We start from the raw sequence: 22,856 nt of genomic DNA, 5'->3' as shown, positions 1-22,856 counted from the left end.
ACAAGAAAATGCCGACTGAAATTCTGATGCCGGCCCTCTCGCCGACCATGGAAGAGGGCAAACTGGCCAAATGGCTCGTCAAGGTTGGCGACGAGATCTCCGCTGGCGACGTCATCGCGGAAATCGAAACCGACAAGGCGACCATGGAAGTGGAAGCCGTTGACGAAGGCACGGTTGCCAAGATCCTGATCGACGAAGGCACCGAAGGCGTGAAGGTCAATACCGCGATCGCCGTGATCGCGGGGGAGGGCGGGGACATCTCCGACGCGGCCGAGGCCGCGGCAAGCGCTCCGGCTGCACCCGAAGCCGCGCCGTCCGAACCAGCCGCGCCCAAGGGCCCCGAGCCGGAAGATGATCCGGAAGTGCCGGAAGGCACCGAGATGGTCTCCACGACCGTCCGCGAGGCGCTTCGCGACGCCATGGCGGAAGAGATGCGCGCCGACGGCGACGTCTTCGTCATAGGCGAGGAAGTGGCCGAGTACCAGGGTGCCTACAAGATCACGCAAGGCCTGCTCGACGAGTTCGGCGCCAAGCGCGTGATCGACACGCCGATCACCGAGCATGGGTTTGCCGGTCTCGGCGTCGGTGCCGCGCTCGGCGGGCTGCGCCCGATCGTTGAATTCATGACCTTCAACTTCGCCATGCAGGCGATCGACCAGATCATCAATTCGGCGGCCAAGACGCTCTACATGTCCGGCGGTCAGATGGGGTGTCCGATCGTCTTCCGCGGACCGAATGGTGCCGCGGCACGTGTCGCCGCCCAGCACAGCCAGGATTACTCCTCCTGGTATGCGCACGTTCCGGGCTTGACCGTCGTGCAGCCGTGGTCGGCAGCCGATGCCAAGGGCCTGCTGAAATCCGCCGTCCACTCGCCCAACCCGGTGATCTTCCTCGAAAACGAGATCCTCTACGGGCAGCACTTCGACGTTCCGAAGCTTGATGACTGGACCGTGCCGCTCGGCAAGGCGAAGGTCGTCAAGGCCGGGTCGGACGTGACGCTCGTCTCCTTCGGCATCGGCATGGCCTACGTCACCAAGGCGGCGGAAGAGCTGAAGGGACTGGGGATCGATGCGGAAGTGATCGACCTTCGCACGGTTCGCCCGCTCGACATCAACACCATCCTCGCCTCGGTCAAGAAGACCGGGCGTTGCGTCACCGTCGAGGAAGGCTGGCCGACCTGCTCCATGTCGTCAGAAATCGGCTTCCAGATCATGGAAAAGGCGTTCGACTATCTCGACGCGCCGGTCGCTCGCGTGACGAGCAAGGACGTGCCCATGCCCTACGCCGCGAACCTGGAAAAGCTGGCCCTGCCGTCGGTCGCGGAAGTGATCGAAGCGGCCAAGGCCGTGACCTACACCGCGTGAGGAGAGACGAAAATGGCTATCGACATTCTGATGCCTGCGCTCTCTCCCACGATGGAAGAGGGCAAGCTCGCCAAATGGCTGGTCAAGGAAGGCGACACGGTTTCGACCGGTGACGTCATCGCCGAGATCGAGACCGACAAGGCGACCATGGAAGTGGAAGCCGTTGACGAAGGCAAGGTCGGCAAGATCTTCGTCGCCGATGGCACCGAGGGCGTGAAGGTCAACGAACGGATCGCAGTCCTGCTCAAAGAGGGCGAGGACGCAAGCGCCATAGGAGACGCCAAGCCCGCCGCGCAAGGGAAGGCTCCCAGGGAGCCCGCGACCGAGGCGGCAGTGCCTGCGAAGAACGCGGCTCCGGCCGAGGCTGCGGCCAAGACCTCCGCACTGCCGACCGGCGGCACGGCGGGGCCGGTTCCGCGTTCTGACGGCAATCGGATCTTCGCCTCGCCTCTGGCGCGCCGTATCGCATCGCTGAACGGTCTCGACATTTCCGAGATCAAGGGCTCCGGCCCGCGCGGCCGTATCGTTCAGCGCGACGTGGAGGGGGCCATTGCATCCGGCGGTGCGAAAGCGTCCACGACAACGGCTGGCAAGGCCGCTCCGCAGGCTGCAAAGTCCGCCCCGGCAACGCCTCCCAGCGACGGCGCGATCCTCAAGCTGTTCGAGGAAGGTTCCTACGAGCTTCGTCCGCATGATGGCATGCGCAAGACGATCGCGCGCCGGCTCACCGAGTCCAAGCAGATCGTGCCGCATTTCTACCTGACGGCGGACTGCAACATCGATGCATTGCTGGCGCTGCGCGCTCAGATCAATGACGGTGCACCGCGCAACGCAGACGGCAAGCCCGCCTACAAGCTGTCGGTCAACGACATGATCATCAAGGCGCAGGCGATGGCGCTGCAGGCGGTGCCAGAGGCCAATGCCTCGTGGACCGACGCGAACATGGTGCTTCACAAGCACTCCGATATCGGTGTCGCGGTGTCCATTCCGGGCGGCCTAATCACGCCGATCATCCGCCGGGCCGAAGAGAAGACCCTTTCCGTCATCTCCAATGAGATGAAGGATCTCACCAAGCGCGCCAAGGATCGCAAGCTGCAGCCTTCCGAGTATCGGGGAGGCTCCACGGCCGTGTCCAATCTCGGCATGTTCGGCGTGCGCGACTTCTACGCCGTGATCAACCCGCCGCATGCCACCATTCTGGCGGTCGGCGCGGGCGAGAAGCGGCCGATCGTCAAGGACGATGCCGTCGCCATCGCCAACATGATGACGGTGACGCTCGCAACCGACCACCGTGCGGTGGACGGCGCGCTCGGCGCACAGCTTCTCAAGGCCTTCAAGGGCTTCATCGAGAACCCGATGAGCATGCTGGTCTAGGACCGCAATTGAGCCGGCCGGGGCGCTCCGACTTTCAATGCCGCTCCGGCCAGGCCAACGAGACTTTGTGATTTCAGACCGCACGCGACCCTGCGTGCGGCGGACATTTCGCGACGGTGCGGCCCATATTCCGCCGACCCTCGCTGAAGATCAGGAAAGGGTGGGGCATGGCCGATACCTCTTATGACGTCATCGGTCGGGTCCGGGCGGATACGTGACCGCAATCCGCGCCGCACAGCTCGGTTTCAAGACGGCGATCGTGGAGACCAAGCATCTGGGCGGCATCTGCCTCAACTGGGGCTGCATCCCGACCAAGGCGCTGCTGCGCTCCGCCGAAGTCTACCACTACATGGAACACGCCAAGGATTACGGGCTGTCAGCCGACAAGATCGGCTTTGACATCTTCGCGATCGTCAAGCGCTCGCGCGGCGTCTCCAACCAGCTAACTACCGGCGTCGGCTTCCTTATGAAGAAGAACAAGATCGACGTGATCTGGGGCAGGGCGGAACTCACCGCGCTCGGCAAGATCAAGGTCAAGGACGCGGAAAATCCGCCGAAGGGCGCGCTCAAGGGCGGCGACTATTCGGCCAAGCACGTCATCGTGGCGGACGGCGCGCGTCCGCGCGTTCTCCCCGGCATCGAACCGGACAACAATCTGATCTGGACCTACTTCGAGGCGATGGTTCCCGAAACCATGCCCAAATCCCTGATCGTGATGGGCTCGGGCGCCATCGGCATCGAATTCGCCTCCTTCTACCGCTTCATGGGGGCGGAAGTGACGGTCGTGGAAATGATGCCCCAGATCCTGCCCGTCGAGGATGCCGAGATCGCCGCTCAGGCGCGCAAGCGCTTCGAGAAGCAGGGCATCAAGATCCTGACCGATGCCAAGGTTTCCAAGGTCACCAAGGCGGCCGACAGCGTGACGGCTACGGTCGAGACCAAGGACGGCAAGAGCCAGGAGATTACCGCGGATCGAATGATCTCCGCCGTCGGTGTGGTTGGCAATATCGACGGACTCGGCCTTGAGAAGCTCGGCGTGAAAACGGACCGCGGCTGCGTCGTCATCGACGAGTTCGGCCGCACGAACGTTCCCGATCTCTACGCCATCGGCGATGTCGCCGATCCGCCCATGCTCGCCCACAAGGCGGAACATGAAGGCGTTATCTGCGTTGAGAAGATCTAAGGGGCTCGACGTGCACCCGATGGACAAGAAGAAGATCCCCGGCTACACCTACTGTCAGCCGCAGATCGCGTCGGTCGGGTTGACGGAAGCCAAGGCAAAGGAAGAGGGACACGAGGTCAAGGTCGGCCGCTTCCCCTTTGTCGGCAACGGCAAGGTAATCGCGCTTGGCGAGCCGGACGATCTGGTCAAGACGGTTTTTGACGCAAAGACCGGCCAGCTTCTCGGGGCCCACATGGTTGGGGCGGAGGTTACGGAGCTCATTCAGGGCTTTGTCGTCGCCATGAACCTGGAGACGACAGAAGGAGAACTGATGGAAACCGTCTTCCCGCATCCGACCTTGTCTGAAATGATGCATGAAAGCGTGCTCGGCATTCTGGGCGCCGTTGTCGCGAACGCCATTCTGATCGGCCTTATCGACCATACGATTGGTGGATTCATCGGACAGCTCGTCGTCGCGGTCGTCGGCGCCTGCCTTCTGATCTTCGTTTTTCGCGCCATTCGACGTTGATTGGCGCGGACAAATGCCTAAAACGGCGCATAAGAAATCCAATATAGCGGTAAGCCGCACTTGACGGCGACCGCAGTCCACGAGATGTGTTCGATAATGGTCACAGTCGTCGATACCGTTACAAACGCCGATGCGCGGGCTCAACGTCCGCGCCATCCGGAAAAGCAGAAGAACGTCGATACGCCAATGAAGCGGAAACCGGCCTGGGTCCGCGTCAAGGCGCCGGGGTTCTCGCCGGTCTATCGCGAAACCCAGGACGTGGTGCGTTCCAACAAGCTCGTGACGGTGTGCGAGGAAGCCGGTTGTCCCAATATCGGCGAGTGCTGGTCGAAAAAGCACGCAAGCTTCATGATCCTGGGCGACACCTGCACGCGCGCCTGCGCCTTCTGCAATGTGCGTACGGGCATGCCGGGACCTATCGATCCCGACGAACCGAAGGGGATCGGGGAAGCCGTTGCCGCGATGGGGCTCGATCACGTGGTGATCACCTCCGTTGACCGCGACGATCTTGCCGATGGCGGAGCCCGGCATTTCGCGGACGTCATCCACGCCATTTGCACCCGATCTCCGGAAACGACAATCGAGATTCTGACCCCCGACTTCCTGCGCAAGGAGGGCGCGCTGGAAATCGTCGTGGAAGCCAAGCCCGACGTCTTCAATCACAATCTGGAGACGGTGCCCTCGAACTACCTGAAGGTTCGTCCAGGCGCGCGCTATTTCCATTCGATCCGCCTGTTGCAGCGGGCCAAGGAACTGGATCCGACGATCTTCACCAAGTCCGGTATCATGGTGGGCCTGGGCGAAGAGCGGAACGAAGTGCTGCAGCTCATGGACGATCTGCGCTCCGCCGATGTCGATTTCCTGACCATCGGTCAGTACCTGCAGCCCACGCGCAAGCACCATCCGGTGATAGACTTCATCACGCCGGGAGCCTTCAAGGGCTATGAGCAGATCGCTTATGCCAAGGGCTTCCTGAAGGTGTCTGCGAGCCCGCTGACACGCTCCTCGCACCATGCGGGCGAGGACTTCCGCGACCTGAAGGCCGCGCGGCTTGCCCGCGACGGCAAGACCGCGAAGGCCTGAGCCGAAGGGCAGGGGCCCCGCGTCAGTCGACGAATGGTGCGGAAGAATGCCGTTTTCCGCATCGTCTGCAAACTGTAATCCGGACCCTTTCTGAGGTTCCGGATTTTCCTGCGGCGTGACACGTCGAGGAACCGCGAGAATCTCCAGAATGCCGAGTTTTCAGACAAGCCGCCGTGTTCTCCATTCCGCCGGGAACATGTTCGATCTCGTCGCGGATGTTGAGAAATACCCGCAGTTCGTGCCGTTGTGCCAATCCATACGGGTTCGCGGGCGGCGTGAGCTTGAGGACGGACGGGTCGTCCTGATCTCGGACATGACGGTCGCCTACAAGGTCTTCAGTGAGATCTTCGCGACCCGCGTGATGCTGGACAAGGCCGAGCACAGGATCACGGTGGAATATCTGGAAGGTCCGTTCCGGCATCTGGAAAACAAGTGGAATTTCAAACCGCTTGGTGAGAATTCCTGCGAGGTCGGGTTCTACATCACCTACGAGTTCTGCTCGCGGGCGCTCGGCTCGCTGATGGGAACCATGTTCGATAAGGCATTTCGCAAATTCGCCACCGCCTTCGAGGCGCGGGCGGACGAGATGTACGGCGCCGCCTGAAGACGGAGACCACATCTCCTGCCTCCAACTCGGGAGGCAGGTTCGCGCAAGCTTTCATCGGTAATATGAAAATCTAGCGGGCGGCGCGCTTGTCGAGAAGCCCAATCCAGCCGTACTTGTTGCCTTGCCGCGCGGGATATTCCTCTGGCCCTGCTCCTTGGGGCGCTCTTCTTCCCGGATATCCGTGATCTGTTGCTCAGGGTTGCGGTTGACCAGGTGCCAGCTCTTGCCGTTGGAATATTCAACGCCGAGATTGTGCCCCTCGAACGCCTGGTTATCGAGCCAGTCGATCGTGTCCCAGTAGACGAAGTAGGTGCGCCCGCAATAGTCAACCGCGGTCATCTGCTCACGCGGCTGATCTGACAGAAAAATCTGGTGGCTAGAGAGAAATCTGCCCCCCACTGTCACGCGAGATTATATGCACTTCGCCCGCCAGAGCAGGAGAAGCTGCCGTCGTGGACAGAGCCAGTGCCAAAAGCAGGTATACGCATTCCCCTCTCCCGGAACCGGTGCCCGCCCCCCGTCGGCGTCATGCCGAACGTCGATATCGTACCGATCCGAAAAAAGACTATAGTTTACGTGTTAATATTTCACGAAGTGAATTGATTGAATTTGAGAGAATTTCTAAAGCGAAGCCGGCTGCATTCATGCGGATCTGTGAACGGTCTGAAACAAGGAAGTTTTTTACGAAATCCTCAACGAATTGAATGATGCCGGAGTAGCGACCGGCGATTGCAAAATGCACAAGGCCGACCGGCTTGTCGACTGTACCGCCGCCGGGACCGGCAATGCCGGTAATGGATACGGCAAGATCGGCACGCGAATGCAGCAAAGCGCTTTCCGCCATTGCCCTTGCAACAACGGAACTGACTGCGCCGTGCTCCTTGAGCATGGCGGCTGGGACCCCGAGCATGTCCATCTTGGCTTCGTTGGAATAGGTGATGAAGCCGCGTTCGAAAACCGCCGACGACCCGGCGAGCTCGGTCAAGGCCGCACTCACCATTCCGCCGGTGCACGATTCCGCCGCCGTGACCATGAACCCGGCCGCACCTGCGTTATCCAGAATCTCCCGAGCCTTTGCATGGAGCGGAGCCAAATCGGTCATTCGTTTCCGTCCTGATCAGGACTGCCGTTCTTCACGATCGCCTGTGCCGGAAGTCAGGCGAGCGGCAGCCGCACAGTTGCACCGGCAAGAGCGGCGATGCCTTCGCGCCGTCCGGTGAAGCCCAGCCGTTCCGAAGTCGTTGCCTTCACCGCGACACGCCCGATCTCGATCCCGCAAATCTCGGCGATCCGCGCACGCATTGCGTCGCGATGCGGTCCGATCTTCGGAGCCTCGCACACGATCGTCAAATCGAGATGACCGATTATTCCACCGCGCTCTAAGACACGATTGACGGCCTTGCGCAGGAAGATGTCGGAAGCCGCTCCCTTCCATTGCGGATCGGTGGGCGGGAAGTGGAAGCCGATATCGCCTTCCGCCAACGCGGCGAAAATGGCGTCAGTGATCGCATGGAGCGCCACGTCGGCATCCGAATGGCCCGAAAGTCGGCGGTCGTGCGGAATTTCTATCCCGCCCAGGACGACATGGTCGCCATCGGCAAACGCATGGACGTCGTAGCCTTGCCCCATCCGAATATCGGCAAGGGACGCCAATTCATCGAGAAGCACGCGCGCCTCCGCCATCTTGAGATTCTCGGCCGTCGTGATCTTGGTGTTCGTCTTCTCGCCTTCGACCACGCAAACCTCCATTCCCGTCCATTCCGCAACCGCCGCATCGTCCGTGAAGGCCGTCTCGCCCTCGCTCGCCGCTTTGCGATGAGCCGCCAACAGAGGGGCGAATCGAAAGCCTTGCGGGGTCTGCGCCGCCCAAAGCGCCTCCCTCGGAACTGTCGCCGTTACCCGGCCGTTCTCGCCTTCGACGCGTTTCAGCGTGTCGACGATCGGGGTCGCCGCGAGGGTTGCATCGTTGCCCTCAAGAAGCGCATCGATTACACGCTCCACCGTAGCAGGGGAGACAAAAGGTCTCACACCGTCATGAACGAGAACGAAATCGGGCTTGTGATCACTTAGTGCCTCCAGTCCCGCACGGACGGATTCCTGACGGGTGGCACCGCCGGGAACGGGAGGCACAAGTCGTTCATCATGGGAGAGATCGGCAATCGCCTGTCGGTAGGCATCGTCATCATCGCGATGTATCACCACGGCGATGGTTGAAATTCTGTCAGATTTAGCAAGGGCCTCGAAGCTACGCGCCAAGATCAGCTGTCCGCCCAGGGGCAGGTATTGTTTGGGCACAAAACCGGCGGCCCCCATACGGGTCCCGCGTCCTGCGGCAACGAGAAGAGCGGCTATGCGAGGTGGCGTCGGCACGATAATTGCGTTTCCCAGCTTGATTTTAGCCCATCACGACATCACTACCGCCGGATCGGGCAACCGTTTGTCGTTCAAAACAACCGGAGAGACAATTTTCTTGTACAAATTGTACGCAATCCCTTGCCGAGCACCAAACTATGGCTAATATATGTGCAATTAAGAGCAACGCTCACCAAATAAGCATGGCGACCGAACTAAGGTGTGGAACAGGATTGTTGATCGGCCGAAGGGCGGGCAGGTGCGTCAGAGGCGGAAGCGGTGATGCCGGAGCGCGATGAGCAACCGGCAAAGGGTGCGCCATTGGTAATCGGCGGCGTAGCTTTGCGCAACAGGTCCTTTTCGGCGCCGATGTACGGGGTAAGCGGTCTGCCATTTCGCCGCATTGCAGCGCGGTTCGGCTCCGGTCTGGTAATCTCCGAAATGGTGGCGAGCGACGCACTGGTCGACGGCAACGAGGAAACGGTTCTGCGCTCGGTGAACGAGGGGATCTTCCCGCGTGTCGTTCAGTTGGCCGGCCGCGGGGCGTGCTGGATGACCGAAGGCGCACGCGTGGCGGAGACCACGGGCGCTGACATCATCGACATCAACATGGGGTGCTCGTCCAAGCAGGTGACGACCGGGTATTCCGGCTCCGCGCTGATGCGCGATCTCGACCACGCTATGACGCTCGTGGAAGCGACGATCGCCGCCACCTCGATCCCGGTGACGCTCAAGATGCGCCTTGAATGGGACGCCTCCATCAACGCGCCGGAACTTGCGCGCCGCGCCGAAGAGGCTGGCGTCGCCATGGTAACGGTACATGGGCGCACGCGTTGCCAGTTCTACAAGGGGCAGGCGAACTGGGGTGCCATCCGCGCCGTACGCGATGCGGTGACGATCCCGCTGGTCGCCAACGGCGATTGTGCCTCGGTTGAAGATGCACGCGATATGATGGCGCGATCGGGCGCCGATGCCGTGATGGTCGGGCGTGCCAATTACGGCCGTCCGTGGCTGGTCGGTCAGATCGGCGCCGCGCTGAACGGCGAGAGCGTGCCCGAAACACCGCGCGGTACGGCGCTCGCCGATCTCGTGAGCGAACACTACGAAGCGCTGCTTGCGCATTACGGCATCCACATCGGATTGCGCGCAGCCCGCAAGCATCTTGGCTGGTATCTCGATACCGCCGGGAATCGAATGCGCAGGCGGAAGCCGTCGAATCCTCATGACGGCGGAAGATCCCGCCGTCATTTTGCGTCTCTTGGAAGAGATCTTCTGCGACGGCGATGTTCGGAGTGCCGCATGAGCGATAATTCTGACAAGGAGCGCACGTCCGCTCCCCGCCAAGGGCGAGACAACGGTTCTGGATGCTCTCCCGCATCCGATCCTGGTCGTCGCGCCGGGCGGTGAGGTGGAGGCCGCGAATACGGCGGAGGAGGAGTTTTTCGGGGCGAGCGGAGCGGTTCTCAGGCGTTACAAGCTCAGCTACTTCGTCCCCTTCGGAAGCCCGCTGCTGCCCCTCATCGAGCAGGTGCGCGAGCGTGGCGCACCGGTCAACGAATACAAGGTCGACATTTCCTCCCCGCGCATCGGCACGGAGAAGATGGTCGATATCTACGCCAGCCCGATTGCCGAACACCCCGGCCACGTGGCCCTGATGCTTCAGGAACGCACGATGGCGGAGAGGGTCGACCGTCAACTCACTTCCCGAGGAGCAGCACGCACCGTCACCAGTCTTGCGGCAATGCTTGCCCATGAGATCAACAACCCGCTTTCCGGAATCCGCGGAGCGGCGCACCTTCTGGAACAGTCCGGCGACGACAATGATCGCGCGCTCACCCACCTGATCATGGAAGAGGCGGACCGGATCGTGAAACTGGTCGACCGGATGGAGATTTTCTCCGACGAGCGGCCGATCGATCGCGAGCCGATCAACATCCACGTCGTGCTGGACCACGTGAAGCGGCTGGCGGAATCTGGCTTTGCCCGGAACATCACCATCGTGGAGGAGTACGACCCTTCCCTTCCGCCGGTTTATACCAATCGCGACCAGCTCATTCAGGTCTTCCTCAATCTGGTGAAGAACACCACCGAGGCAATCGGGGACGACGCGGAGGGCGAGATCGTTCTCTCCACGGTCTTACAGCCGGGCATTCGCCTGTCGGTCCCAGGCGCGGCGGAGCGGGTCTCCCTGCCGCTAGAATTCTGCGTCCGCGACAACAGTCCCGGCGTGCCGGAGGACCTGCTTTCCTATCTGTTCGATCCCTTCGTAACCACCAAGATAATTCGTAACCACCAAGATAAACGGTACGGGGCTCGGGCTGGCGCTGGTCGCCAAGATCATCGGCGGTGAACCGTCCGACAGCGACAGGAACGACTGACCATGCCCAGCGGCACTATTCTCGTAGCCGACGACGACGCAGCTATCCGCACCGTTTTGAACCAGGCCCTGTCGCGGGCAGGCTACACCGTGCAGTTGACCTCCAACGCCGCAACCTTGTGGCGTTGGGTGTCGTCCGGCGACGGAGACCTCGTCATCACCGATGTGGTCATGCCGGATGAAAACGCCTTCGATCTGCTGCCGCGGATCAAGAAGCTCCGACCCGATATGCCGATCATCGTCATGAGCGCGCAGAACACGTTCATGACCGCGATCCGCGCATCCGAACGCGGCGCGTACGGATATCTGCCGAAGCCCTTCGATCTGAAGGAGCTGATCTCCATCGTCGGTAGGGCTCTGGCGGAACCGAAATCGAAGCGGGTGACGGGTGCCGACGACAACGGCGAGAATATCCCGCTGGTCGGCCGCTCTCCGGTCATGCAGGAGATCTACCGCGTTCTCGCCCGTCTCATGCAGACGGGCCTCACCGTGATGATCACGGGCGAATCCGGTACCGGCAAGGAACTGGTGGCCCGTGCACTGCACGACTATGGCAAGCGTCGTAACGGACCCTTTGTCGCCATCAACATGGCCGCGATCCCGAAAGATCTGATCGAGGCGGAACTGTTCGGCCACGAGAAGGGGGCCTTCACCGGCGCCCAGGCGCGCAGTGCCGGCCGTTTTGAACAGGCCGACGGCGGCACGCTGTTCCTCGATGAAATCGGCGACATGCCGATGGAGGCGCAGACCCGTCTGTTGCGCGTTCTGCAGCAGGGCGAATACACGGCGGTCGGCGGTCGGAGGCCGATCAAGACCGACGTGCGCATCATTGCAGCCACGAACAAGGATCTGCGGCAACTGATCAATCAGGGGCTTTTCCGCGAAGATCTGTATTTCCGCCTCAACGTGGTGCCGCTCCGCCTGCCGCCGTTGCGCGAACGCGGCGAGGACATTCCCGATCTCGTGCGCCACTTCTTTGCGCTCGTGGAAAAGGAAGGGCTTCACGCCAAGCAGATCGAGCAGACCGCTCTCGACCAGCTTCGCCGCTATCCCTGGCCGGGCAACGTGCGTGAGTTGGAAAACCTCATCCACCGGCTGGCAGCGCTCTACCCGCAGGAAGTCATCACCGCCAATCTGGTGGAGCAGGAACTCTCCCAGCAGACCGCTGCTCCCCAGGAGCAGGACGGCGATGCCTCCGAGACGGATCTCTCCGGTTCGGTGGAGCGCTTCCTCAACGCCTATTTCGCCAACTTCGGTGATGCGCTGCCGCCTCCGGGTCTCTATCACCGTGTGCTGCGCGAGGTGGAATATCCGCTGCTGTCGTCAGCCCTGGCCGCCACGCGCGGCAACCAGATCAAGGCGGCGGAGCTTCTTGGCGTCAATCGCAATACGCTGCGCAAGAAGATTCGCGACCTCAACATCCAGGTGATCCGCAACTCGCGCTAGGAGCGGCAAATACCTTGATCGAAATTCGGTCCTCCGGGCTTTCGATCCGGAGGACGCAATGTCGCGCACGGCATCGCGTTACCGGTCGCAGGCTACGCTAATTTTTATCTTACTAATCCGTCCGTTAGGCCGAACGTCACTTCTCGACCTGTTCTTTCTCTGCGGCAGCCGTCCTCTCTTCACGAAAATTCGTCCTCACAAATTCGGCATCGCGACGCTTTGCGGGCTGCTTTTTTCGCGCCTTTGCTATGTCGCATTTTCGCTACACTGTGTGATATTCGTTACGCGATCTTCACGGCGCATCCTCGCGCTGAAAAGCCAGGTTTCGGGCATTTAATGACGGCTTCAGACGACTCGGCATCCGACAAACCTCCGCGCATACCTGCGCGCGGAAACCGGATGATCCGTTCCTACGGCCTTTTCTTCATGTTGCTGTCGCTGATCTCGATCGGCGTCACCTTTGCCGTGCTTACTGGCCTGACCCCCATCCGGCCGACCGGACAAGTCGTCTGGATCGCCCTTGCGACGAACGGCGTGCTCGTTTCCGGCCTCGTCGCGGCGATTGCCTGGGAGATCTACGGCCTTTGGGTTGCGCGCAAGAGAGGGCGGGCCGCGGCACGGCTACAGGGGCGGATCGTCGGGCTATTCTCCGTTATTGCCGTCATCCCGGCCATTCTGGTCGCCGTCGTTGCCACGATCACACTGGACCGGGGGCTCGACCGCTGGTTTGAGGAACGCACCCGCTCGATCATCGACAACGCTCTGACGGTTGCCCGCGCCTATCTGCAGGAACATGCCCGCGTCCTGCGTGCCGATCTGATCGCGATGGCCAACGACATCGACCGGGCAAAGTCGGTCTACGATTTCGAGCCGACGCGGTTCGACAGTTTCTTCGAGGCGCAGGCCTCCCTGCGCGGCATCCCCGTAGCCTTCCTCTTGAAGAGCGACAGAACGATCGTCACCCGCACCGCCGTCAATCCCAAGGCGGAAGTGCTGATGCCGCCGAAAAGCTCTTTCAAGCAGGCGGATTCCGGCAATCCCGTCCTCATCGCTCCCGGCGTGTCGAGCCAGGTCGGCGGCGTGATGAAGCTCACCGCCTACAACGATATCTATCTGTACGTGACGCGATCGATGGATCCGCGCGTGGTCGACTACCTGCGCATGTCGCAGGAGGGGGCGAAAGAATACAACGCCCTCGACAAGAGTCGTTTCGGCGTCCAGGTGGCCTTCGCACTCGTCTATACCGGCGTCGCACTAGTGCTGTTGTTATCGGCCATCTGGATAGGATTCGGTTTCGCCAACACGATGGTTTCGCCGATCCGACGATTGATCGCTGCCGCAGGGCAAGTGTCGGAAGGCAATCTCTACGTTCAGGTGCCGATCGATCGCCGCGAAGGCGATCTCGCCAATCTCGGCGCGACCTTCAACAACATGACCGCGCAATTGCGCAACCAGCGCGAAGCACTGCTGTCGGCCAATGATCAGATCGATCAGCGCCGCCGCTTCACCGAAGCGGTTCTTGCTGGCGTCACGGCAGGGGTTATCGGCATCGATGACGTAAGCCGGATCACCCTGGTGAACAGGTCCGCCAGACTTCTGCTCGAAGCGGAAGACGAGACGCTGCTCGGCCGCGACCTGACCGACGCCGTCCCGGAAATCGGTGAGATCATCGAACCGGCCCTGTCTCACGCCTACGGGCGGACCGTTTCCGGTCAGATGATGCTGATGCGCGGCGGTATGGAGCGGATCATCAACGTGCGCGTGACGACGGAACAGTCCTCGCGCAACGAGCACGGCTATGTGGTCACGCTCGATGACATCACCGATCTAGTCAGCGCGCAGAGAACCTCGGCCTGGGCGGATGTCGCGCGCCGCATCGCACACGAGATCAAGAACCCGCTGACGCCGATCCAGCTTTCCGCCGAACGCATCCGGCGCAGATACGGAAAGCGGATCGAGACCGACCGTGAGGTTTTCGATCAGTGCGTCAACACGATCGTGCGCCAGGTGGGCGAGATCGGGCGCATGGTGGATGAATTCTCCTCGTTCGCCCGCATGCCGAAGCCGACGAAGAAACAGCAGGATCTAGTCACCGCGGTGCGCGAGGCCGTGTTCCTTCAGTCCGTCGGCCATCCGGATGTGACGATCGAGGCCGATCTTCCCGATCATCCGGTCGAGGCCTATTTCGATCACAGGCTCATCGGGCAGGCGCTGATCAACGTCATCAAGAATGCGGCCGAGGCCGTCCTTGCCGTGCCTGAAGTAGAGGCTGGCAAAGAAAAGGGGCAGATCACCATCGCGTTGCGCGTCGAGCCTGATCGCCTGTTCATCGATGTGATCGACAACGGCATAGGGCTGCCACACGAGAACCGGCAACGGTTGCTCGAACCCTACATGACGACGCGCGAGAAGGGTACGGGGCTCGGTCTCGCCATCGTACGCAAGATCATGGAAGACCACGGGGGCGGGATCGAATTGATGGATGCACCGCAAGTGGCTGAAGGAGGGCACGGGGCGCTGGTGCGGCTGATTATTGCCGCCGGAGGCCCGGAGACCCGTGACGAGGTCCCGCAGGAGGCTATGGAAGAAGCTGCGGAAGGCCCCCAGGACATTTCAAACATTCAAGAAAACGAACCGGTGCACTCAAATGGCGTCTGACGTTCTGGTTGTTGACGACGAAGCTGACATTCGCGAGCTGATTGCCGGCATTATCGATGACGAAGGCTATCAAACCCGCACCGCGTGCAACAGCGACGCTGCCCTTGCCGCGATCGAGGAACGGCGCCCGTCGCTGGTCATTCTGGATATCTGGCTGCAGGGAAGCCGGCTCGACGGGCTTGCCTTGCTTGACCAGATCAAGCAGCAGCACCCCGATCTGCAGGTCGTCATCATTTCCGGTCACGGCAATGTGGAGACCGCCGTCTCGGCTATCAAGCGCGGCGCCTACGACTATATCGAGAAGCCGTTCAAGGCCGATCGTCTGGTCCTGATAACCGAGCGAGCGCTCGAAGCCTCCAAGCTGCGCAAGGAGGTCGCCGAACTTCGCCAGCGCTCCGGCGGGGCGGACCAGCTCATCGGATCCTCGACCGCCATTCATCACCTGCGCCAGACCATCGAACGCGTTGCCCCGACCAACAGTCGTATTCTGATCTCAGGCCCCTCCGGTTCCGGTAAGGAACTGGCGGCGCGCACCGTTCATGCATTGTCGAACCGTGCCAACGGCCCATTCGTCGCCATCAACGCGGCTGCGATCACGCCTGAGCGGATGGAGGAAGAGCTCTTCGGCGTGGAGCCCGATGCCGAGGGGCATCCGCGCAAGGTCGGCGCGCTGGAAGAAGCACATGGCGGCACGCTCTATCTGGATGCGGTCGGCGACATGCCGCGCGAAACCCAGAGCAAGATCCTGCGCGTGCTGATCGACCAGACCTTCACCCGGGTCAACGGTGCGACCCGCGTCCACGTCGATATCCGCATCATTTCCTCCTCCTCGCGCGATCTGGAGCTGGAAATCGCGGAAGGGCGGTTCCGGGAAGATCTGTTCCATCGGCTCGGTGTGGTGCCTCTGCGCGTGCCCGGGCTTGCGGAGCGGCGCGAAGACATTCCCGAACTCGTATCCTTCTTCATGGACCAAATTTCTAGCAGCTCCGGACTGCCGATCCGCCGGATCGCACCGGATGCCATGGCCGTCCTTCAGACGCACGATTGGCCCGGAAACATCCGTCAGCTCCGCAACAATGTGGAACGGCTAATGATTCTGACGCGCGGCGACAGTGAGGCGGAAATCACGGCGGACATGCTGCCTGCGGAAGTCGGATCAACGCTGCCTCCGATGACCTCCAACAATGGCGGCGAACACCTGATGGCCATGCCTTTGCGCGAGGCCCGCGAGATGTTCGAGCGCGACTACCTGGAGGCCCAGATCAAGCGCTTCGGCGGCAATATCTCGCGTACGGCTGAGTTCGTCGGAATGGAGCGCTCGGCCTTGCACAGGAAACTGAAGTCGCTCGGCGTTTCGTGATCGAGTCTTTGCAGTAACGCTAAGGCACCGGCGATCGACCATAGAGATTCTGCACATATTCGGGATATGATCGCCGTGTCCGGCACGAAATCAGTGCCGGGAGAATTCACGTTGAAACGGCCGAAGTCAGCCGCCGGGCCAAACCTAATCCTTGCAATCGGGCACAATCGTGCTACCCGATCGGGGCATGCGCCGGTGACGACGGGCGTGCGCAAGCTCAGGAGCGCGCGATGAAAGTGGTGATCTGCGGAGCCGGCCAGGTTGGCTATGGCATTGCCGAGAAATTGGCGGCGGAACAGAACGATGTCTCCGTCATCGATTCCTCGCCCAAGCTGGTCAACGCCATCCGCGACACGCTCGACGTGCGCGGCTTCGTCGGCCACGGGTCCCATCCGGATACGCTGGCGCTGGCCGGAGCGGATCAGGCCGACATGCTGATCGGCGTGACCCTCTACGACGAAGTCAATATGGTCGCTTGTCAGGTGGCACATTCGCTCTTCAACGTGCCGACCAAGGTCGCCCGTATCCGCGCGCAGAGCTATCTTCAAACCCATTGGCGCGATCTCTTCTCGCGCGATAACATGCCGATCGACGTGATCATATCGCCCGAGATCGAAGTGGGCGAAATGGTCCTGCGGCGCATGTCGCTGCCCGGTGCCGTGGAAACCATCCGCTTCGCCGATGACGAGGTCGTGGTGGTCGGCATCCTGTGCGAAGAGGATTGCCCGGTCGTCGACACGCCGCTCCGTCAGCTCACGGAGCTGTTCTCCGATCTGAGCGCCGTCGTTGTCGGCGTGCTGCGCGGCAACCACCTTTTCGTGCCCAAGAGCGCCGATCCCATGCTGGTCAACGATCTGGTCTATATCGTTGCCAAGCGGGAACACGTGCGCCGGACGCTTGCGATCTTCGGACACGAGGAGCCCGAGGCGAACCGCGTGGTCATCGCCGGCGGCGGCAATATCGGGCTTTATGTGGCGCGCAACATGGAGCAGCGACAATCGCGCTCCAAGATCAAGATCGTGGAGAATTCGCGCGACCGCGCCATCCAGATCGCGGACGGCCTCAAACGCACGGTGATCCTGCACGGCAGCGCGCTCGACCATGAGATCCTGCGCGAAGCCGACATTCAGGAAGCCGACACGATAGTGGCCCTGACCAATGACGACGAGGTCAACATCCTGTCCTGCGTCATGGCAAAGAAGCTCGGTTGCCGACGCAACCTCAGCCTTCTGAACAACACAAGCTATCCCCCGTTTGCCCATGCGCTTGGCATCGACGCCTTCATCAATCCGCGCGCGGTGACGATTTCGAAGATCCTTCAACACGTTCGTCGCGGCCGTATCCGGGGCGTTCATTCGCTGCAGAACGGCCAGGCAGAGGTCATCGAGGCGGAGGCGCTGGAAACGTCGCCCTTGGTCGGACGCCCGCTTTCGGCGGTCGATCTGCCGGACGGGATCCGCGTCGGCGCCATCTATCGCGACAAGACGGTGATCACACCCAGCGGCGACACTCAGATCGAGGCGAACGACCGCGTCGTCATCTTCGCGACGGCCGATCGGGTGCGTCAGGTGGAACAGATGTTCCGCGTCAGCCTCGAATTTTTCTGATACGGCCGGACGCGCGACATGACCGGCACCCTCTATTTCCTTTCGCTCCTGCTGTTGGTGTTCGCCGGCGCCATGACGCTGCCGGCCGCCGTAGCGGCTGCGGAAGAGAAGGGGACCGCCGCCCTCGATTTCCTGATGATCGCCGCGCTCGTCGCCTTTGTGGCTGCCGGATCGGCCGTCGCATTGCGCGGGTGGCGCAAGCGGTTTGACCGGGTGCAGAGCTACGTGCTTCTCGTCGCCGCATGGATCACGCTGTCGGCCGTCGGCGCTCTGCCGTTCCTCACCGTCGGTGGGTTGAAAATCGGCGATGCGATTTTCGAGGCCGTTTCCGGACTGACCACGACGGGCGGCACGGTTCTGACCAACCTCTCTACCGTGCCCTACGCGCTGATTGCCTGGCGCGCCGAACTGCAATGGATGGGCGGTCTGCTCACACTGCTCGGATTGACGCTGATTCCCGCCCCGGCCGGTACCGGTGGCTTGCCGGACCGATATATCCGGCTGGTCGGCATCGAGGGCTACCGCGATCGGCAACGCGTTCTGGCCGCGATGCGCGACATCACGGGTTTCTACACCGTCGTGACGCTTGCCTGCATCATCATGCTGATGGCGACCGGAATCAGGCCACTCGACGCTCTGTGTCTGTCTTTTTCCACTGTTTCCACCGGTGGCTTCCTGCCGATCAACGGCACGATCTCTTCCTATGCGAACCCGATGGCGGAAATCGTCCTGATGGTCTTCATGCTCATCGGCGCGACCAGTATTCTGTGGCAGCGGATGGTTCTGCTGGGCCGCATGCAGATGCTTCGACAGCATCGCGAAAGCTATTCGGTGATCATCGTTGGCGCCGTACTTGGATTACTCTATGCGGCCGTCCTCTTCCGCGCCGCCGGATCTTCTTCCGCCCTCAGTCCCTGGCAGGCCCTGCGCGAAGGGCTTTTCACCGCGATCTCCCTTGTCACCACCACGGGATTTGAAGTGCGTGAAGCGGGCTTTGCCGTCCTGCCGCTGACGCTTGTCCTGTTCGTCGCCTTTGCCGGCGGCGGCACCTTCTCAACGGCCGGCGGGCTGAAGCATTACCGGGTCGGCGGCATGGCTATTCAGGCCTATCGGGAGCTTGGACGTCTCGTCTATCCGCATGCGATCCGGCCTGCGCATTTCTTCGGGTCGCAGGCTTACGATATCCAGTTGATGAAAGCGATCTGGAGCTTCTTCGTGGCCGCGATCTTCGTCGTCGCCCTCGGTTCCCTGGCTTTGGCTTTGGAGAACATAAACTACGAAGGGGCACTGATCGCTGCGATTGCATCCTTCTCAAATATCGGAATGCTCTATTCGAGCGGGTGGTTGCCGATCGATGCGCCGCACTGGCCGGGGTACTCGGACTTCAATACTCACACCAAGATCATCTTGTGCGCGCTGATGATCTTCGGTCGTATCGAAGTTCTCGCGCTTTTCGGAGCCCTGAACCGAACCTATTGGCTTCGGCGCTGATCGCTCGAGTTCGGATCAAACCTGCGATTCGTCCGGAAAGAAGTGGAAAACTTGCCTACTATGTACAGTATAGTACACTGGTAATTTTCACGTGTTGTTTATTTGACAGGGGATGTGTACGCAAAAGGGTGCGTTCCGCAGCACGGCATCCGGTGCGACATTTTGCGCCATTTTTCTTGGAATCATCATATGAATTTTGCTATTGGTACGGATAACGCAAGACTTTTACATCCGCAGGCCCTTCGCCGCATCATTCGAACGGATTGGGGCGCCACCTTGCGGGCGTGGGTCGTTAGACCGAAAGCCAAGTTCAAGGAATTGTCACTATTGTTTAACCTTATTGCCAGTGGAACCCAGGTAGGCGACACGCTTAAATTGCCACGGTTGATGCATTCGCATGCGGAAATAATTCCGTTATGATCGGCTCAGGTTTGGTATTCGCCGTTTGCGCCGATGACGGGTGGATATTCAAGCGGTACACGATTTGAACAACGAAAACGGATGTGGGCAGACATCCGGACAATCCGTGAAGCAGATACCGGTGGTATGGAGCCGTTGGAATATTCTCACGACCAGAGGGAAAACAAGCCGGAAGATGCGGACTCATCGGGACACGCTCGCTGACAGGTCAACCGGCACAACGAACCGACCGCACGGCCGCTAGAAAAGACGCGGAGATTTTCGGGGAGCTTGCGTCCGCAGGTTAGACTCGGTTGCCAAACGCAAGGCTGGGGCAGTTCTCACGGGACATCTTCGGGATCTACAGAACGGCGGAAGGCCCTGTTTTCAGATGAAGGGGCAGGCTTTCCGGTGATTTTGAACGCGAAGGCACATTTGTCCGGCACACGGCCGGCAATGGTCCGAAAAGCATCCATGTAACAAGACTAGGACGCCGTGGCCGCGTCCGCGTAGAACAGGAAAATAACAAGTATGGCAGACCGCGCTCAAAATCTTCAGGATACGTTTCTCAATCATGTTCGTAAGGGGAAAACTCCGCTGACGATCTTTCTCGTCAACGGTGTTAAGTTGCAGGGCGTTGTGACGTGGTTTGATAATTTCTGCGTGCTGTTGCGTCGGGATGGTCATTCACAACTCGTCTACAAGCATGCTATCTCGACCGTCATGCCGAACCAGCCGGTTCAACTGTTCGATCCCAGCGACGACGAAACGGAAAAGGCCCAAGGCTAATTGAAACCTGTCGACAGGCGGCAGTCCGACACTACGGGCGATCCGGAAACGGAAGGCTCGGATGACGGCGTGGCCCATGGAACGCCGGCACTGGTTGTCGTGCCAATTCTGATTGGGCGGAGATCGGGTATCGGGTGAGGAAGAGGGGGCTCGCCGGGGAAGCCCGGTTGGAAGAAGCTGTCGGGCTCGCCGCCGCTATTTCTCTCGATATTCGCCATTCCTGCATCGTGCGGCTCAGCGAGTTGCGCCCTGCAACGCTCTTTGGCACCGGCAAGGTGGAAGAGCTGGGCGTTCTGGTAAAAACCGAAGGCGCCAGCCTCGTGGTGGTCGACCATGTGCTATCCCCCGTCCAGCAGAGAAATCCGGAGCGGGCCTGGGGTGCCAAGGTGCTGGACCGTACCGGATTGATCCTCGAAATCTTCGGCGAACGCGCGCGCGAAAGAAGGCCGACTCCAGGTGGAACTGGCCCATCTCACGTGGCAGAAATCGCGGCTCGTGCGCTCCTGAACCCATCTGGAGCGCCAGCGCGGTTCGCTGGGCTTCATCGGTGGCTTCGGCGAAACGCAGATCGAGGTCGATCGCCGGATCATTCAGAAACTCATCACGAAGCTGGAGAAGGAGCTGGAGCAGGTACCCGCACCCGCACGCTCCACCGCGAGCAGCGTCGCAAGGTCCGCACCCCATCGTTGCGCTCGTTGGCTACACGAACGCCGGAAAGTCCACGCTGTTCAACCGGCTCACCAAGGTGCATGTGATGGCGGAGAACCTGCTTTTCGCAACGCTCGATCCGACCTTGCGCAAGATTACCTTGCCGCACGGCATGGATGTGATGCTGTCCGATACCGTGGGCTTCATCTCCGATCTGCCGACGCATCTCGTCGCCGCGTTCCACGCAACGCTTGAAGAGGTGCTGGAAGCGGATCTGATCCTCCATGTTCGCGATATCAGCCATGAGGACAGCACCGCTCAAGCCGCCGACGTCGCCGTGACGCTGGAACATCTCGGCGTGTCCCCGAAGGATGGCACCCGGATCGTCGAAGTCCGGAACAAGATAGACAGGCTTCCGCCTGAAAACCGCGAAGGTTTGCTCACCCACACCCAGACGGGAGAGAGGAAGCGGTTGCTGTCTCGGCTCTGACGGGAGAGGGCGTGCCCGCCCTGCTGGAGCGGATCGAAACGCTTCTGACCGCGGGACGTGAGATCGTGGACCTGCACTTGCCGGTCACTGACGGGGAGGAGCTTGCGTGGCTTTATCGTTCCACGGAAGTCCTGTCACGCGACGAGCATGACGGCATCATGAACCTTCGTGTTCGTGTGCCGGAAAAGGCGCTCGGACGGTTCCGGCAGCGTTTTGCCGGGCAGATCGCGACTGTGAAGTAGCGCGCGCGGCCTACTCGGCCGCGTGTTCCTTTTCCTTCGCGTCCTGCCAGACGGCCTCCATCTCATCGAGGCTCATGTCGTCAAGCGTTTTGCCGTTGGTTCTCGCGCTGTCTTCAATAGCCGCGAACCGCCGGCGGAACTTCCGGTTGGTTCCAGCAAGGACTTTTTCCGGCTCCAGTTTCAGGTGCCGCGCGAGATTGGCGACCGCGAACAGCACATCGCCGAGTTCATCTTCCATGCCGGGCGTGGCGTCCCCTCCGGCAGCCGCAATTTCGACCTCCAGTTCATCGAGTTCCTCGCAAATCTTCGCGATGACAGGGCCGGGCTTTCCCCAATCAAACCCGACCTTTGAAGCCTGTTTCTGCAGCTTTTCTGCTTCCATTAAGGCGGGCAGGGCGTGCGTCACCCCATCGAGAAGCCCCGACGCCTTGTCCTCAAGCCCCGCGGCGGCACGTCGCTCCGCCCGTTCGCGCTTTTCCTCCGACTTGATCCTCTCCCACAGGCCCTTGACCATGCCCGCATTACGGGCTTCGACATCGCCGAAAACGTGCGGATGCCGACGGATCATCTTGGTGGTGACAGCTTCCACGACATCCGGGAACGCGAACTTACCTTCCTCTTCCGCCATGCGGGCGTGATAGACGACTTGAAGCAGGAGATCCCCCAGCTCCTCGCACAGGTCTAACGGATCGCCGCGATGGATCGCGTCGGCGACTTCATAGGCTTCTTCAATGGTGTAGGGCGCAATCGTCTCGAACGTCTGCTCCACGTCCCACGGGCACCCCGTTTCGGGCTGACGGAGCGCCGCCATGATTTCAATCAGGCGGGAAATATCGCGGGAAGGCTGCATGGGATGCGTCCAATGGTAATGGGGGAAA

15 protein-coding genes and 4 pseudogenes are annotated in these 22,856 nt (G+C 61.0%); 15 read left to right on the top strand and 4 right to left on the bottom strand.

Annotated features, from left to right (window positions below; genetic code table 11):
* Positions 1-8: 8 nt before the first annotated feature.
* The 6 genes and pseudogenes from QNJ43_RS07850 to QNJ43_RS07825 all read left to right on the top strand — a co-directional run bounded on the left by QNJ43_RS07850 (position 9) and on the right by QNJ43_RS07825 (position 6,116).
* Entirely contained in the window at positions 9-1,364 is a 1,356-nt protein-coding gene (locus QNJ43_RS07850) for a pyruvate dehydrogenase complex E1 component subunit beta (protein WP_300468833.1), read from the top strand.
* 12 nt (positions 1,365-1,376) lie between these two features.
* Positions 1,377-2,738 carry a pyruvate dehydrogenase complex dihydrolipoamide acetyltransferase gene (locus tag QNJ43_RS07845; protein WP_300468831.1) on the top strand — a complete coding sequence of 454 codons (1,362 nt, stop codon included), beginning with the start codon at positions 1,377-1,379 and terminating at the stop codon, positions 2,736-2,738.
* Positions 2,739-2,905: 167 nt separating this feature from the next.
* Positions 2,906-4,288 (top strand): annotated as a pseudogene (gene lpdA / locus QNJ43_RS07840) (dihydrolipoyl dehydrogenase); the annotation flags it as partial.
* The gene (locus QNJ43_RS07835) at positions 4,268-4,429 is read left to right on the top strand and encodes a GlsB/YeaQ/YmgE family stress response membrane protein (protein WP_346432909.1); all 162 of its coding nucleotides are present in this window, start codon (positions 4,268-4,270) and stop codon (positions 4,427-4,429) included. The pseudogene lpdA and the gene QNJ43_RS07835, both read left to right, overlap by 21 nt.
* A gap of 96 nt (positions 4,430-4,525) precedes the next feature.
* On the top strand, positions 4,526-5,512 hold the full coding sequence (lipA, locus tag QNJ43_RS07830; protein WP_300468829.1) for a lipoyl synthase: 987 nt from the start codon (positions 4,526-4,528) through the stop codon (positions 5,510-5,512).
* 148 nt (positions 5,513-5,660) lie between these two features.
* Positions 5,661-6,116, top strand: a complete 456-nt coding sequence (locus tag QNJ43_RS07825) for a type II toxin-antitoxin system RatA family toxin (RefSeq protein WP_300468827.1) — start codon at positions 5,661-5,663, stop codon at positions 6,114-6,116.
* Positions 6,117-6,170: 54 nt separating this feature from the next.
* On the opposite strand, the gene QNJ43_RS07820 is transcribed toward QNJ43_RS07825, so the two are convergent.
* From QNJ43_RS07820 to QNJ43_RS07810, 3 genes are all read right to left on the bottom strand, one after another.
* Positions 6,171-6,458, bottom strand: coding sequence for a hypothetical protein (locus QNJ43_RS07820; protein WP_300468825.1), 288 nt, complete (start codon positions 6,456-6,458; stop codon positions 6,171-6,173).
* 226 nt (positions 6,459-6,684) lie between these two features.
* Positions 6,685-7,221 carry a CinA family protein gene (locus QNJ43_RS07815; protein WP_300468823.1) on the bottom strand — a complete coding sequence of 179 codons (537 nt, stop codon included), beginning with the start codon at positions 7,219-7,221 and terminating at the stop codon, positions 6,685-6,687.
* A 53-nt stretch (positions 7,222-7,274) separates the two neighbouring features.
* Entirely contained in the window at positions 7,275-8,489 is a 1,215-nt protein-coding gene (locus tag QNJ43_RS07810) for a bifunctional 2-C-methyl-D-erythritol 4-phosphate cytidylyltransferase/2-C-methyl-D-erythritol 2,4-cyclodiphosphate synthase (RefSeq protein ID WP_300468820.1), read from the bottom strand.
* A gap of 264 nt (positions 8,490-8,753) precedes the next feature.
* Here QNJ43_RS07810 and dusB point away from each other — a divergent pair.
* From dusB to hflX, 9 genes and pseudogenes are all read left to right on the top strand, one after another.
* A pseudogene (gene dusB, locus QNJ43_RS07805) lies at positions 8,754-9,650 on the top strand (tRNA dihydrouridine synthase DusB); the annotation flags it as partial.
* Between the two features lie 130 nt (positions 9,651-9,780).
* A pseudogene (locus QNJ43_RS07800) lies at positions 9,781-10,816 on the top strand (histidine kinase dimerization/phospho-acceptor domain-containing protein); the annotation flags it as partial.
* Positions 10,817-10,851: 35 nt separating this feature from the next.
* Positions 10,852-12,294 carry a nitrogen regulation protein NR(I) gene (gene ntrC, locus QNJ43_RS07795; RefSeq protein WP_300468818.1) on the top strand — a complete coding sequence of 481 codons (1,443 nt, stop codon included), beginning with the start codon at positions 10,852-10,854 and terminating at the stop codon, positions 12,292-12,294.
* A gap of 399 nt (positions 12,295-12,693) precedes the next feature.
* A complete protein-coding gene (locus QNJ43_RS07790) occupies positions 12,694-14,952 on the top strand; it encodes a PAS domain-containing sensor histidine kinase (RefSeq protein ID WP_300468816.1) in 2,259 nt (752 codons plus the stop codon).
* Positions 14,942-16,312, top strand: coding sequence for a sigma-54 dependent transcriptional regulator (locus QNJ43_RS07785; RefSeq protein ID WP_300468814.1), 1,371 nt, complete (start codon positions 14,942-14,944; stop codon positions 16,310-16,312). The genes QNJ43_RS07790 and QNJ43_RS07785 overlap by 11 nt, the downstream gene beginning before the upstream one ends.
* 230 nt (positions 16,313-16,542) lie before the next feature.
* Positions 16,543-17,919, top strand: a complete 1,377-nt coding sequence (trkA, locus tag QNJ43_RS07780) for a Trk system potassium transporter TrkA (RefSeq protein WP_300468812.1) — start codon at positions 16,543-16,545, stop codon at positions 17,917-17,919.
* An 18-nt stretch (positions 17,920-17,937) separates the two neighbouring features.
* Entirely contained in the window at positions 17,938-19,410 is a 1,473-nt protein-coding gene (locus QNJ43_RS07775; protein WP_300468810.1) for a potassium transporter TrkG, read from the top strand.
* 930 nt (positions 19,411-20,340) lie between these two features.
* Positions 20,341-20,598, top strand: a complete 258-nt coding sequence (gene hfq, locus QNJ43_RS07770) for an RNA chaperone Hfq (protein ID WP_300468808.1) — start codon at positions 20,341-20,343, stop codon at positions 20,596-20,598.
* A 122-nt stretch (positions 20,599-20,720) separates the two neighbouring features.
* Positions 20,721-21,978, top strand: a pseudogene (gene hflX / locus QNJ43_RS07765) (GTPase HflX).
* Between the two features lie 10 nt (positions 21,979-21,988).
* On the opposite strand, the gene mazG reads toward hflX, so the two are convergent.
* Complete coding sequence (mazG, locus tag QNJ43_RS07760) at positions 21,989-22,828, bottom strand: nucleoside triphosphate pyrophosphohydrolase (protein WP_300468806.1); 840 nt, start codon at positions 22,826-22,828, stop codon at positions 21,989-21,991.
* Positions 22,829-22,856 lie beyond the last annotated feature (28 nt).

Source organism: Breoghania sp. (assembly GCF_030066895.1).
Lineage (GTDB): Bacteria > Pseudomonadota > Alphaproteobacteria > Rhizobiales > Stappiaceae > Breoghania.
Note: the sequence above shows the minus strand (reverse complement) of the source record. Positions and strands in the feature narration are given on the sequence as shown.

What these genes read in the sequence shown, in the direction of transcription:
- QNJ43_RS07850 (WP_300468833.1), top strand. Translation starts at nt 9, where the DNA reads ATGCCGACTGAAATTCTGATGCCGGCCCTCTCGCCGACCATGGAAGAG.
- QNJ43_RS07845 (WP_300468831.1), top strand. Translation starts at nt 1,377, where the DNA reads ATGGCTATCGACATTCTGATGCCTGCGCTCTCTCCCACGATGGAAGAG.
- QNJ43_RS07835 (WP_346432909.1), top strand. Translation starts at nt 4,268, where the DNA reads ATGATGCATGAAAGCGTGCTCGGCATTCTGGGCGCCGTTGTCGCGAAC.
- lipA (WP_300468829.1), top strand. Translation starts at nt 4,526, where the DNA reads ATGGTCACAGTCGTCGATACCGTTACAAACGCCGATGCGCGGGCTCAA.
- QNJ43_RS07825 (WP_300468827.1), top strand. Translation starts at nt 5,661, where the DNA reads ATGCCGAGTTTTCAGACAAGCCGCCGTGTTCTCCATTCCGCCGGGAAC.
- QNJ43_RS07820 (WP_300468825.1), bottom strand. Translation starts at nt 6,458, where the DNA reads ATGACCGCGGTTGACTATTGCGGGCGCACCTACTTCGTCTACTGGGAC.
- QNJ43_RS07815 (WP_300468823.1), bottom strand. Translation starts at nt 7,221, where the DNA reads ATGACCGATTTGGCTCCGCTCCATGCAAAGGCTCGGGAGATTCTGGAT.
- ntrC (WP_300468818.1), top strand. Translation starts at nt 10,852, where the DNA reads ATGCCCAGCGGCACTATTCTCGTAGCCGACGACGACGCAGCTATCCGC.
- QNJ43_RS07790 (WP_300468816.1), top strand. Translation starts at nt 12,694, where the DNA reads ATGATCCGTTCCTACGGCCTTTTCTTCATGTTGCTGTCGCTGATCTCG.
- QNJ43_RS07785 (WP_300468814.1), top strand. Translation starts at nt 14,942, where the DNA reads ATGGCGTCTGACGTTCTGGTTGTTGACGACGAAGCTGACATTCGCGAG.
- trkA (WP_300468812.1), top strand. Translation starts at nt 16,543, where the DNA reads ATGAAAGTGGTGATCTGCGGAGCCGGCCAGGTTGGCTATGGCATTGCC.
- QNJ43_RS07775 (WP_300468810.1), top strand. Translation starts at nt 17,938, where the DNA reads ATGACCGGCACCCTCTATTTCCTTTCGCTCCTGCTGTTGGTGTTCGCC.
- hfq (WP_300468808.1), top strand. Translation starts at nt 20,341, where the DNA reads ATGGCAGACCGCGCTCAAAATCTTCAGGATACGTTTCTCAATCATGTT.
- mazG (WP_300468806.1), bottom strand. Translation starts at nt 22,828, where the DNA reads ATGCAGCCTTCCCGCGATATTTCCCGCCTGATTGAAATCATGGCGGCG.